Consider the following 13,323-nt stretch of genomic DNA (forward strand, 5'->3'; position numbering starts at 1 on the left):
CGGATCGCCTGGCAATCGGGAGTCTGGAAAAATCTCAGTGATGTACCTAAGAGGGGAAAACTTCCATGTCAGAAGAAAAAGAAAAGAAAAACAAAAAGATCGCGAAAATGACCATTGCCGAAATCGATGCAGCGATCAAAAAATCCCAAGAGGCGATGAACGGCTCTTCTAGCCAATACATCCGCCATTTGAACGAAAGAAAAGAGGAATTACTCGCCCAAAAGAAAGGCTAATTCCCCCACCCATAGGCCGATTTTGGCCTTGGGTCACCATTTCCCTTGATCCAATTCATCCAAATCCACCAACACTTTGGTCCTAAGACCTTATTCGAAGGCTTCAGCTGGCACATCAAACCTGGAGCCAGAGTAGCCCTTGTCGGCCCGAATGGCTCTGGGAAAACCACACTATTCCAAATGGCCGTAGGCAAATTGAAACCAGAGCGCGGCGAGGTTGTCCGTTCCAAAAGTACGCGGCTCTCTCTATTCCAACAGATTCCAGACTTCCATCCAGAATCTTCGGTCATTGATACGGTTCTCGATGGAAATTTGGAATACCGAGACTACGCTCTCAAAAGAAAGAAGATAGAACAAAGATTTGAACAAATTAAGGAAAGTGATTCCGAATTTGAATCGATTTTACATGAACAAAGTGAACTAGAAGATTATGCCCATGAACATGAGTTACATGGACTCGAAGCCAAAGCAAAAAAAATCCTCTCCGGATTAGGATTTGCAAACTCTGATTTCGAGAGAAAAACGAAAGAGTTTTCACCAGGTTATCATCATAGAATTGGTTTGGCCATCGCACTTTTAAATCCACATAATTTACTCCTTCTAGATGAACCAACCAATCATTTGGATGATAAAACAAAAGATTGGTTAGCTGACTATCTAATTTCACAAAACCAAGCCTTTGTCTTAGTTACACATGATCCAGAATTTCTGAACCAAACTGTATCCACCATTGTAGAGCTCAATCCAAATGGAGTATTCGAATTTGAGGGAAGCCTTGAAGAATTTTTTGAAGCAAAAAATGAGATCCAAGAAAAATTAAGAGTTCAGTTTGAAAAAGAAGAAGCTTATCTGAAAAGTCGATTGGAATGGGTGGAAAGATTTCGAGCTCAGGCTACAAAAGCAAGACAAGTACAATCTGTTCTCAAACGTTTGGACAAACGAGACAAGGTAGAAAACCCAGAAGATTCTTTTTGGAACCAAAAACCAGACTATTCATTTCAATTCACTCCATCAAGTAGTATTGTTCTTCGATTAGAACAAGCAAGTTTTGCTTACCCTGATAGAAATACTGGCATCGAAAATTTGATCTTCCATGATGCCGAAATTGAAATTTCTGCAGGAGACAAAGTCGCTTTGGTTGGGCCAAATGGTGCTGGTAAGTCAACGTTTATGCGTTGTTTGCTCGGTAAACATCAATTAAAAAAAGGCAAAGTTTACTACGGACCAAAAACAAAATTGGGCTATTTCTCTCAAACTCATGGGGATGATTTAGATGACTCCCTTAATCTTGTTGAGACGATACAGAAAAACTATCCAGATTTGAATGATGAACGGGCGAGATCATTACTAGGTCATTTTGCATTCTCTGGCGAAGGTGTTTTTAAGTCGGTGAAATTACTCTCTGGTGGTGAACAGAGCCGATTGAGACTTGCACTTCTTGTTCAAATGCAAACCAACTGTCTCTTTTTCGATGAACCTACCAATCACCTAGACATTGTCATCCGAGAAGCTTTGAAAAAATCTTTGATCGAGTATCCTGGTTCACTTCTGATTATTAGCCATGATCCTGATTTTTTAAAAGGCCTTTGCAATAGAACCTTCCAGCTTTCTCAAGGGAAACTTCATAATTTGAATTGTAGTTTTGAGGATTATCTCAAATTCCATAAAGAAGAAGAATCCCAACAATTGGCTCCAGAAAAAACTGAGAAAAAAGTAGATAAAAAAGAAAGTTCTTCAGTTAGTAAAAACAAACGCAAAAAATTGGAAAAAGAGATCGAAGAAATTGAATCCAAACTTGTTCTACTTGAGAAAAACAAAAAAGATAAAGAAGAACTTTTGCAGGATCCAGAATTCTTTAAAAATCGCAGCTACCAATTAGAAATGGATACCTATAATGAAATTAAAAATGAGATTGCGAGTCTAACTTCTAGATGGGAGCTTGCAACTCTAGAGTTGGAAGAGATGGGAGGAGCAAAAATATGAATATCCATGAGATCAACGTAAAAACACTCAAAGAAAGACTCGATGCTCGGAAGGCAGGCAAAGATAGTTTCTTTCTATTGGATGTAAGAAATCCAAATGAGCAAGAGATCGCCTTGATCCCAGGCACGGACAAATTGATCCCTGTCGGGGAATTGTCTATGAGAGTAGCTGAACTCAACGACCAAAAAGAAAATGAAATCCTCGTTTACTGCCGCTCTGGAGGACGATCTGGTATGGCTTGTGGGATTCTGCAAGACTCCGGTTTCAAGGATTGTAAGAATGTTGCAGGCGGAATTCTTGCTTATTCTGACCAAGTTGATCCGACAATGAAAAAGTATTAGTAGTATGAAACGCGCCGACAATCTACGCATTCTGGAACAACATAGCCTCATTCCTCCTTCTGTCATTGTAGAGGAGTATCCATTATCTGACGTTGCATCAGATTTAGTCACAAAGACGAGAGCACAAATCTCAGACCTACTTCATGGCAAAGACACCAAAAGACAATTGGTAGTAGTCGGACCATGTTCTGTACATGACACAAAAGCGGTTATGGAATATGCTTCCAAACTCAGACCATATATTGATTCACTTAAAAATGAACTACTCATTGTTATGCGGGTTTATTTCGAAAAACCTAGAACTACAGTCGGTTGGAAAGGATTAATCAATGACCCTGACCTGGATGGCTCATTCCATATCAATAAGGGGCTAGCTACAGCACGCAAACTTTTACTTGATTTAAACAATATGGGTGTGCCTTGTGGAACAGAGTTCTTGGATGTGATCTCTCCGCAATATGTTGCTGATCTAGTATCTTGGGGAGCAATCGGCGCAAGGACTACAGAGAGCCAGATCCATAGAGAGTTAGCTTCAGGTTTATCTGCTCCTATTGGCTTTAAAAATGGCACAGATGGCAATGTCCAAATCGCAATTGATGCACTTCGTTCCGCAGGTGCTTCCCACCATTTTCTGTCTGTTACAAACCAAGGAAGTTCTGCTATCTTCAAAACTGCTGGAAATCCTGATACGCATGTCATCTTAAGGGGCCATAACAAAGGTCCGAATTTTGATGAGGCGACAGTCAATGAGTTAGGTGCACAAATCGAAAAAAATAACCTTCCTTACCGTTTGATGATCGATTGTTCTCATGGAAATAGCCAAAAGGATTTCAAAAAACAACCTGGTGTTTTGGAGGAAGTGGCACGCCAAGTGGCTTCTGGTTCAAAATATATTTTAGGTGTAATGATCGAAAGTCATTTAAAAGAAGGCAATCAGTCAATTGATGCAAGGCCATTGACATACGGTCAATCGATTACAGATGCATGCGTTTCTTGGGAGAGCACAGTACCCATGTTAGAAACACTTGCCAATGCAGTGAAAAAAAGACCCTAAAAAGTATGCTCCTGTGAAGGGAATGATCTCCCTTCCACTTCGGAGTGGTAGAGATTCACGCTTGTTTTGATTTGTTCTGATAAGTTTGCAAAAGTTTTCAGGAATTTTGGGCGAAATGTTTCGTTCATTCCGAGTAAATCTTGCATAACCAAAACTTGCCCCGATGTAAACCGACCTGCTCCGATTCCAATGGTTGGGATTTGGAGAGATTCGGTGATTTCTTTCCCTAAGCTTTCCGGAATCATCTCCAAAACGAGAGCAAAGGCACCAGCATCTTGCAATTGTTTTGCTTTCTCCAGCATTCTTTTTTGAGATTCTTCTGTTTTTCCTTGCACACGATGCCCACCTAATGTGTGTACTGATTGAGGAGTCAGGCCAAGGTGAGCAAACACAGGAACACCTGCTTCCGTTAGTCGCCTTGTGAGCTCTAAAACCAAATCTGAATCACCTTCTAGTTTTACGCAATCAGCAGTAGTCTCTTTCATTATCCTTCCTGCTGATCTCATTCCCTCTTCTACCGATATTTGGTAGGACATAAATGGCATATCGGCTATAACAGTTTTTCCTGGAGCACCTCTATTGACCGCTTTTGTGTGGTATATCATTTCATCTAGAGTTACTGGAATTGTGGATGATTGCCCTTGGATTACATTTCCTAGAGAATCTCCAACCAATATACAATCAACATTTGTATCAGCAAACAAACGAGCAAAACTATAGTCATAGCAAGTAATGACCGAAATTGGGCTGCGCGCTTCGTATTTTTTTTTAAACTGAAGAATGATATTTTTCATAGACACTTCCGTCAAAACGTGAGTACAAATCTAGCTCTCCCATTTCGTTTACTATTTCTCGAATGAATGGTCTCGTAAAAAGCGAATGATGAGGTAGCGTTAACATTGCAGTATTCATAACTACTTCTTCAAAGCTTAGAATATCTATATCGATTTCTCTTGGACCCTTCCAAGATCTTCGTTTTCGACCTAACTTGTCTTCAATCGCGAGCAAGTTTTCCAGAAAACAAGGCAATGTATAAGAAGAAGAAACTCTAACTTTTAGGATTTGGTTTAGGAAATATGGCTGGTTTGTATTTTCTAAAGGGGCTGTTTCTTTACGAATCGATTTTTTCACTATCTGGACTTCTGGCATGCACTCGATTTCCCAAATGGCCTGGTCCAAAAAATGATGCCGGTCTCCCAAGTTAGAACCCAAAGATAAGAATGAAATCCCCCGATACTTCATGAGCTTCTATCCACAGCATGCTTCAGTCGATAGTCGGGACACTTTAATTGGATTTCCTTTGTCATTTCATTCAATCGGGAGAAAATCCTACCTTGACCACGCTCCTTCCATTCGGATAAAGAATGATTGGAAGTTAACAAAGTGAGTTTATCCTGTTCATACCTGCTATCTATCAAATCGTATAACTTTCGATTGCTAAATTCTGTTTCTTTTTGTACGCCAAAATCGTCAATGACGAGTACATCTACATTTGCCAATTCTCGTTCAATGAATCTCTCCTGGCCATGGGTATCACTATCTGTTTGGTAGGTATCTCGAATGGCGGAAAGAAAGTCTTTATTGACTTTCGCATATTTGCATCGTATTCCATATCTAAAGATTAGTTCGTTCAATATAACACAGGCTAATAATGTTTTACCAGAGCCAGTACCTCCCCAGAGATAAAAACCCTTTCTAGCAAACTTTGGATCCTCAAAATGATGGACAAGCTCATTGGCCCAATCGTGAGCTACAATAAAAGAGAGATCAGGGTCAGTGTTGGATTCTCCTAAATCGATTGTGGATAAAAACTGAAATTGATAGCGAGGGGGTATATTTGCTTGGTCTACCAAACGCTCGCATTTTTTGATCGAAAACCTTGCATTGTGGCAAACGCAAGGTATCATAGTATTTTGGCTTTTGTCATAGACCAGGTAGGGTGCCTGACCTTTCGCCTCACAGGTATTACATTCCATTCCCACACAATGGCAAAGAGAAAGTGCACCTGCCCTTGAACCACGCACTTGTTCCTCTAAATAAAAGCCAACCCCACCGCAGGTTTTACACTGTGGATTGCCATCTCGAAAGGATGTGATTTCTGATAAAATCATCGCTCAATTTGCAGAGTACCTTAGGAAGCCCTCTTGTCAAGGAATGAGATTTTTGGTAAATTTGGATAATTATGTCCCCTAGTTGAGCCGCATGTAGCGAAAATCTGAAAGAAAATAGTTTTTTTCAGGGTTAATTCGTTATTATTGACCTACGGGCGTCCGATACTTTCTTTGAAGAGAAAGATTTCCGTCTCCTCTTTAATATTGAAAGAGACAAAGGGTCAAATGACTATGAAGATTTTCAAATATCTCCTCATTCTCCAACTTGTATTTGCAGGAGCAGTTTTTGCTCAGGATGCAAACACAGCGGCAGACAGCCAAGCGGCGAAAGATCAAGTCGACGAACTTTTGAAAGGTGAGTTGGTTCCTGAGAACGATGACGCAGAATTAACTGCACCTCAGAAAGAACTCCGCAAGAAAGTTATGGATGATGAATCGTTATGGAAAAACCCAGATTATAAGGGTTATAACAAAACATTCCAAGAGTTGCACCAACTTTCAAAAACTTTTGCTAACAACCAATTTCGATTAGCTCTCTCAAACTACCAATCTGGAGTTAACACCATCCTCAAAAATAGAGAATGGACTGAACAATACAGAAAAGAAGAAGCAGAGAAGAAACGTTTAGATGAAAAATGGTATTGGCAAAAAGTTGATAGAAGAGCGAAAGAAGAACGTGTTGTCACTCGCGAAAAAATGAAAGCGAAGCAAGACGCGTTGAATTATTTCTCAAAAGCTATCAACCATTTAGATGAAATTAAAAACCCTGATTTAAGAGAAAGACCAGAATTTAAGAGATTGTTATCTGATGTTTATCGTTCATGGATCATGGCTGAGTATGACCTACAAAATCTTCCTCAGTGTATTCCAATTCTTGAGCTTTACATTGAAATCGATGACAATGAGAAAGAATACCCAGCTCACAAATACCTTGCAAGCTGCTACTCTTTCGAAGAAAACATGATCAAAAAGACAAAAGGTCCGGATGACATGCTCTTCAAATACCGTTACAAAAAGAACGTTCACTTACTTCGCGCTACTGAATTGAAGTATGGAAAAGATTCTCCAGAATACAAACATATCGTTAACATCATCAATAAAGATGAGGTTATCTCGGTAGCACAATAATCCCGGAACATCTCTTTCAATACAAAAACCCGACCAAAAGGTCGGGTTTTTTTTTTTACTTAATTTCCTTAAGCAAACGTTTTGAGGGGATAAAAAACAGCCTTCCGATGCCGGTTAAGTAAAGTAGCAGGCTCAAAACCACAACCGATACAAATGTAACTAACAAATCTGTCCAAGGAATCACAGATGTTAAGTTTAACACAATTCGATTGAGTATTTCATTTGCAAGCAACGAGTATGCGGATCCAATGAAAAATGATAAACTTGCAATCAAAAATGATTCACGCAAAAAATATGTTAGCAAAAATTCATTGGAACTCCCAATCACCCGGAGTAGTGAAAACTCCTTCTTTCTCTCAAACTGGCTTGAATATAAAGAAGTTAAGACCAACACAAAAGCGCTCATCAAAATCAACAATGTCATCAATCGAATCATTTGCGTTACTTTCTCTAGGATACCCAAGAAAGCTTGTATCGTCTTCTCTGTATCAATCACCGTAATATTTGGGTATTTGGAAACAATTGCTTTCTGCAACTGATATCGATCCTCTCCCGATTCAAGCAAAAGTGATGTAATCAAAAATGAGGGGGCTCTTTCTAAGGTACCCCTAGAAAATAGTACGACAAAATTGGGCTTCATATCAGACCAATTGACTGATCTTAGGTTACTAATTTTACCTTGGACTTCAACTCCCTGTATATTGAAGGTCAAGCTGTCTCCGACATCCGCCTCCAAATATCCAGAAAATTCTCTCTCCACTGAAATCTCATCTTTGGCTTCCGATCCCCACCAACTTCCTTTGGTAACTTTCTCTGTATCATAAAGCGCGTCTCGATATGACAAAAAGTATTCCCTAGTTCGAGCAGTGGCTCTCCAAGTGCGCTCCCTCGCATCCCGTACCATATTTTCCTTTTTAATGCCTTCTCCATTTACCTTTGTTAAACGAGCGCCAATCACTGGTGCTGTGATTTGTTTTTGAATTGGAAATCTGTTTATGATCTCTTGGATCCCATCTTTTTGTTCTTTTCTTATATCCAAAAGAAAGATATTAGGACGGCGCTCTATTTCTCTTGCTCCACTTAATTCTAATAAACTTTCTTGTAAAATAAAGGAAAGACAGAGAATGAACAAAGCACTCCCAAGTCCGATCAGTGATAGCTGAAGGCTACTTGATTTGCGTGTAAACTTTTTGAAAACGAGACTCCACTCTTTACTGATGAGATATTTTTCTGTGAATTGGTTCAGGAAAAATCCAATCACTTTCAATAGGACAAAAACCAAAACAGGCAAGGAAACTAACACAACAGCAAAGACCGATCCCTTTATAAAAGAGCTCGTTTCAATGCTTGCAATTAGGACAAAAAGTACGTAGATTCCAAAGATAGATAAGAATTGGATTCTCCGTTCAGACCGTGTATCCTCTCTGGAATCGACTTCTTTTAAAGCAGATAAGGGTTTTGTTCCACTCGCCTCTATTAGCAGAGGAACTGCAATCAATACGGGAATCAAAATACCCAAGACAATACTTTTAAAAAAAGATTGGAGCGAAATTTGGGGCTGAAGACTCAACAAAAACTCAGATCCTGTGATAGAAGGAATCCAATCTTGGATTTGAAAACCCAATAAGATTCCAAAAGCTGTGGCAAGGCTAGTGATGACTAAAATCTCACTCAAAACTAGAATTAAGATTACCTTTGGTTCAGCCCCTAAACACATCAAAATTGAAATCTCATTCTTTCTTTCGCGGATCCTTGTTCGTATCGAAGCATAAACTGAAATAGCACCAAGAAAGAAACCTGCAAGTGCCAACAAAGACATGTAATCAAACGTATTTTTTAAAAACTGTTGGGATCCTGAGTTTACTTCTGTATTGTGATAAATGGTGATATCATTTTTGATGAATGATTCAAAGTGTGTTTCTTTCCATTGATTTGAATCCACCTGCAATGGAAACTTTAAGTACGTTGTGTATCGTATCCTACTCCCTCTTTGGATTAAACCTGAAGACATTGCAGCAGAAGATCGTATGATAGAAGTAGGAGCAGCCCCCACAAAAGAGCCAACCGCTCCTGGCTCTTTTTTTATCCATGCTTTGATTTTCAGAGACAAAGATCCAAGCTGTACTTGTTCACCTATCTTGAGCTTTAAATTCTTACCTAACGTTTCATCCAACAATATCTCATTCTGACCAAGGCTTTGAAAGACATCTTTCGGTTCGGTTAACATTTCCCCATAAAAAGGGTAGTTCCCTTCCAAAGCTTTGATATAGGAAAGAGAACTTTCTCCTGTTGATTTTGAAAGTAACATAGAAAGAAATTGGATGGAATGACTTTGCTCCGAATTAACAGGTAGAGCATTTTGAATCATTTCTTTGGCATCTGTTGTAAATTCCTGAGCAGATTGTAAAGCAATATCGGCACCCATCAACTGCTTTGCTTCCTTTTGGATTGCGGATTGGATTGCCTCTCTATATGAGGAAATGCCAATGACAGAACCGATACCTAAGGAAATCGAGAGCAATAAAAGTAGCGTGTATTCAGGTCGAAATAATAGCTCTCTGCGTAGATAGAATTGAATGAGTTTTCGATTCATCTTCGTTTCTTCTTTGCAATCATGGCTTTTTTATTAGGTTTTTTTGGTTTAGGAAGGAATAATTCTCCGTCTTTCATTTCCAATATTCGGTCAGCCAATTTAGCCACGGCAGGATCGTGAGTAACAATCACCAAAGTGGTATTCTCTGCTTTGTTTCTATGAAGCAATAAATCCAAAACCGCAGCACTATTCTTCGAATCTAAGTTTGCCGTTGGTTCATCTGCAAAGATAATCTTTGGCTGGTTGATAAATGCGCGCGCAATAGCCACCCTTTGCTCTTCACCACCTGATAGCTGTTTTGGGAAATGATTTGCTCGGTGGTCCATTGATACAGTTTTTAGAAGTGATTTCGCTCTTTCATGTATTTCTCTTTCTTCTATATTACGATTTAAGTACAAAGGAATTCCAACATTTTCAATCGCATTCAGTCCTGGAAGCAATTGAAAGTTTTGAAAGATGAAACCAATTTTTTCGGATCGCAGTTTTGCTAGGTCTTTTTCTGATTTCTTTGTCAAATCTATGCCATCGAAATGAATGTTTCCTGTATCAGGTTGGTCTAAACCAGCTGCCATACCGAGCAAAGTCGATTTTCCTGAACCAGATGGTCCAATGATTGCCACAAATTCTCCACTCTCTACACGAAAAGAAACATTTTTTAGCACATGAATCGATTCCGGTGTTGATGGAAATGATTTTGAGACTTTTGAAAATTCTAACATTAGGCTAATCCCCCAGTAAATTTAACCGCATAACATAAATTTTGTGACAAGTTATGGGCATTTAAAACGCATTTTTTCACATAACAAGCGATAATTGACAATTGTTTCACTTTTTTTCTTTTTTCTCTTTTTGTTTTTTTGTTCCAAGACTATGTTTACTTCAAAAAAAAATTTTAAAAAAAAATCGGATAGTTTTTTGTCCTGTCTCTCTAATTTTTTTTGACCCCAGACTGGGGTTTTAATATACAGTAACTTCATCGTAGTGCTCCTGTGATCCAGTCGTAATGGATCTTTCAAAGTTATGCACAGCACTGTCGATAAGCCCTGTATAAATTAGGACATTTTAGAATGCTTGAATGCGAAACTGAGACTGATATGACAACGGAACACCCATTGAATTCACAAGAAATCAAAGCGTGTCGGGTTTGTGGCACTTTTACCATCCTTTACCAAAATGAGACTTGCAAAACTTGTCTTGCCCAGAGCTTCAAAAAGCTTGTAAAAATCATTGATTCTGTGAGAAAGTAAAAGGAGAACCGTTTAAATCCGTTAGTCGATGAGTTACCCCTTTCAAAACATTGAGTCAAAATGGCAAACCTACTGGGAAACTCAGCATACATTCCGAACCGATCCTTCTTCCAAGCTCCCTAAATTCTATTGCTTAGACATGTTTCCCTACCCGAGTGGAGCAGGTCTCCATGTAGGCCACCCAGAAGGATACACCGCTACCGATATTATCTCCCGATTCAAACGTATGGAAGGATTCGAAGTCCTTCACCCAATGGGTTGGGATGCCTTTGGGCTCCCAGCCGAACGGTACGCGATGACAACGGGCATACACCCAAAGATCACGACAAAAAACAACATAGACAATTTCCGAAAGCAGATCAAAATGCTTGGACTCTCCTACGATTGGGAAAGAGAAATCTCAACCACGCACCCTGATTACTACCGTTGGACCCAATGGATTTTTCTACAGATCTATAATGCTTACTTTGACCGTGAGAGCAAAAAGGCAGAACCTATCTCAAAACTCATCGAACGCTTTGAAAGCAAAGGTTCTACAGGCTTTGAAGGGATAGAATTGCCAAAATCTCTTGGTTTTTCCGCATCAGAATGGAAAACCAAAGACCGAAAGGCCAAAGAAGACATCCTTGCCCACTTCCGCTTGGTCTACCAAGCCAATATACCAGTCAATTGGTGCGAGGCTCTAGGAACCGTTCTTGCCAATGAGGAAGTCGAGGAGTGGGTCTCCAAAGGCTACACTGTCGAAAGGCGCCCGATGCGCCAATACATGATGAGAATCACCGCCTATGCGGAGAGGTTGTTGGAAGACCTAAAACTATGCGAATGGCCAGTCTCAACCCTCGAAATGCAAAGAAATTGGATCGGAAAATCCGAAGGCCTAGAACTCGAGTTTCCCGTTTCGGAACAGTCTGCCAAAATCATTGTCTACACAACTCGGCCCGACACTCTCTTTGGTGCGACCTATCTTGTCCTTTCCCCTGAACATCCCATTGTTCCACAAATCACAAAACCAGAAGCAAAGTCTGAAATCGAAGCTTACCAAAAAGAATGCTCCTTAAAAAGTGAATTGGAAAGGACAGAGCTAAATAAAGAAAAAACAGGAGTATTCACTGGCTCCTTTGCGGACCATCCTCTCCTTCCAGGCAAAAAAATCCCAATCTATATCTCTGATTACGTTTTGTACGGTTATGGAACAGGAGCCATCATGGCAGTGCCCGCACATGACCAGAGAGATTACGATTTTGCAAAAAAGTATGCGCTTCCCATCCTTTCTGTCATTGATGGGAAAGGGGAAGAGGGAAAAGCCTTTGACTCTAAGGATTCTGTCTGTATCAATTCATCTTCCTCCGTATTAGATATCAACGGATTCCATTACAAAGAGGCTTTTGCAAAGGTTGCTGATTGGGCAGAAGGCATTGGCATCGGAAAGAAAAAGACTCAGTTCAAACTCCGGGATTGGTTGTTTGCTAGGCAAAGGTACTGGGGAGAGCCAATCCCAATTGTACATTTCGAGGATGGTACACCCAAAGCACTTTCTGAATCAGAACTACCACTTCTACTTCCAGATGTAAAAGACTTTAAGCCCTCTGGCACAGGTGAGTCCCCTTTGGCCAATGCCACTGATTGGCTGGTTTACAAGGATCCTGAGACGGGAGAATTGGCACGCCGAGAGACAAATACCATGCCGCAATGGGCTGGCTCTTGTTGGTATTACCTTCGTTATATTGATCCAAGAAATACAAATCGTTTGGTTGATCCAGATTTGGAAAAGGCTTGGATGCCTGTGCAGATTTATATCGGCGGTGCAGAGCATGCCGTATTACATTTGTTATACTCCAGATTTTGGCACAAAATTCTTTTTGATTTGGGCCATGTTTCCAGCCCAGAGCCATTCCAGAAGTTAGTGCACCAGGGCCTTATCCTAGGTGAAGACAAATCAAAGATGTCTAAGTCACGAGGCAATGTTGTCAACCCTGACGATGTTGTGGGTGAATACGGTGCCGATACACTCAGACTATTTGAGATGTTTATGGGGCCCTTTGAAATGACAAAACCCTGGAGTAAAAACGGCGTCGAAGGAGTTTTTCGCTTTCTCAACAGAGTATGGAGGTTGTACCACTCTGGTCCTGAGGAATCCTTCTATGTGGAAGAAAAACCGGCCGGGGAAGCAGAACTCAAAATTCTACACAAGACGATTAAAAAAGTCAAGGAAGACATTGAGAACTATTCTTTTAATACTGCTGTCTCTCAGATGATGATCTTTGTAAACGAAATGACAGCAGTGAAGTCAAGACCCAAGTCTATCTTGGAACCTTTTGTACTTGTGATTGCTCCTTTCGCTCCACATTTAGCCGAGGAGCTTTGGGAAAAATTAGGCCACAAGGAAACCTTGGCCTTCACTCCATTTCCAAAATGGGAAAGCCAATATGTCATTGATGCAGAGATTACCATTGTTGTCCAAGTGAATGGAAAGATGCGAGGTGAATTCATAGCCTCAAAAGATATAGAATCCAAAGATGCGATCCAAAAAGCGAAAGAAGTGGAAAAGGTGATCCCTTTCCTACAAGGAAAGGAAATCAAAAAAGAAATCTATGTGCCAGGAAAACTGGTGAACTTAGTTGTAGCCTAAACCA

11 protein-coding genes are annotated in these 13,323 nt (G+C 40.1%); 6 read left to right on the forward strand and 5 right to left on the reverse strand.

Features of this window, described 5'->3' with window-relative positions; genetic code table 11:
• Positions 1-65 precede the first annotated feature (65 nt).
• The 4 genes from DI060_RS13310 to DI060_RS13325 are packed head-to-tail and all read left to right on the forward strand — an operon-like array spanning position 66 to position 3,611.
• Positions 66-233: a hypothetical protein gene (locus DI060_RS13310; RefSeq protein WP_108977427.1), complete on the forward strand. Its 168-nt coding sequence runs from the start codon at positions 66-68 to the stop codon at positions 231-233.
• 45 nt (positions 234-278) lie between these two features.
• Positions 279-2,216 carry an ABC-F family ATP-binding cassette domain-containing protein gene (locus DI060_RS13315; protein WP_108977429.1) on the forward strand — a complete coding sequence of 646 codons (1,938 nt, stop codon included), beginning with the start codon at positions 279-281 and terminating at the stop codon, positions 2,214-2,216.
• Positions 2,217-2,227: 11 nt separating this feature from the next.
• Positions 2,228-2,557, forward strand: a complete 330-nt coding sequence (locus tag DI060_RS13320; RefSeq protein WP_108978124.1) for a rhodanese-like domain-containing protein — start codon at positions 2,228-2,230, stop codon at positions 2,555-2,557.
• A 4-nt stretch (positions 2,558-2,561) separates the two neighbouring features.
• Positions 2,562-3,611 carry a 3-deoxy-7-phosphoheptulonate synthase gene (locus tag DI060_RS13325; RefSeq protein ID WP_108977431.1) on the forward strand — a complete coding sequence of 350 codons (1,050 nt, stop codon included), beginning with the start codon at positions 2,562-2,564 and terminating at the stop codon, positions 3,609-3,611.
• Here the strand turns inward: DI060_RS13325 and panB are convergent.
• From panB to DI060_RS13340, 3 genes are read right to left on the reverse strand one after another with little or no spacing between them, the layout of a single operon-like run.
• The gene (gene panB / locus DI060_RS13330) at positions 3,608-4,405 is read right to left on the reverse strand and encodes a 3-methyl-2-oxobutanoate hydroxymethyltransferase (RefSeq protein WP_108977433.1); all 798 of its coding nucleotides are present in this window, start codon (positions 4,403-4,405) and stop codon (positions 3,608-3,610) included. The two genes, DI060_RS13325 and panB, sit on opposite strands and share 4 nt — an antisense overlap.
• Positions 4,380-4,853 carry a 2-amino-4-hydroxy-6-hydroxymethyldihydropteridine diphosphokinase gene (folK, locus tag DI060_RS13335; protein WP_108977435.1) on the reverse strand — a complete coding sequence of 158 codons (474 nt, stop codon included), beginning with the start codon at positions 4,851-4,853 and terminating at the stop codon, positions 4,380-4,382. Before folK ends, panB begins: the two co-directional genes overlap by 26 nt.
• The gene (locus DI060_RS13340; protein ID WP_167837006.1) at positions 4,850-5,722 is read right to left on the reverse strand and encodes an ATP-binding protein; all 873 of its coding nucleotides are present in this window, start codon (positions 5,720-5,722) and stop codon (positions 4,850-4,852) included. The genes folK and DI060_RS13340 overlap by 4 nt, the downstream gene beginning before the upstream one ends.
• 231 nt (positions 5,723-5,953) lie before the next feature.
• Here DI060_RS13340 and fcpA point away from each other — a divergent pair, with 231 nt between their 5' ends.
• Positions 5,954-6,850, forward strand: coding sequence for a flagellar coiling protein FcpA (gene fcpA, locus DI060_RS13345; protein ID WP_108977437.1), 897 nt, complete (start codon positions 5,954-5,956; stop codon positions 6,848-6,850).
• Between the two features lie 55 nt (positions 6,851-6,905).
• On the opposite strand, the gene DI060_RS13350 is transcribed toward fcpA, so the two are convergent.
• Both DI060_RS13350 and DI060_RS13355 read right to left on the reverse strand, forming a co-directional pair.
• The gene (locus tag DI060_RS13350) at positions 6,906-9,443 is read right to left on the reverse strand and encodes an ABC transporter permease (protein ID WP_108977439.1); all 2,538 of its coding nucleotides are present in this window, start codon (positions 9,441-9,443) and stop codon (positions 6,906-6,908) included.
• Complete coding sequence (locus DI060_RS13355; protein ID WP_108977441.1) at positions 9,440-10,162, reverse strand: ABC transporter ATP-binding protein; 723 nt, start codon at positions 10,160-10,162, stop codon at positions 9,440-9,442. Before DI060_RS13355 ends, DI060_RS13350 begins: the two co-directional genes overlap by 4 nt.
• A gap of 556 nt (positions 10,163-10,718) precedes the next feature.
• Here DI060_RS13355 and leuS point away from each other — a divergent pair.
• A complete protein-coding gene (gene leuS, locus DI060_RS13365) occupies positions 10,719-13,319 on the forward strand; it encodes a leucine--tRNA ligase (protein WP_108977445.1) in 2,601 nt (866 codons plus the stop codon).
• The last annotated feature ends 4 nt before the right edge of the window (positions 13,320-13,323 follow it).

Source organism: Leptospira ryugenii, from assembly GCF_003114855.1.
GTDB classification, from domain to species: Bacteria; Spirochaetota; Leptospiria; order Leptospirales; family Leptospiraceae; genus Leptospira_A; species Leptospira_A ryugenii.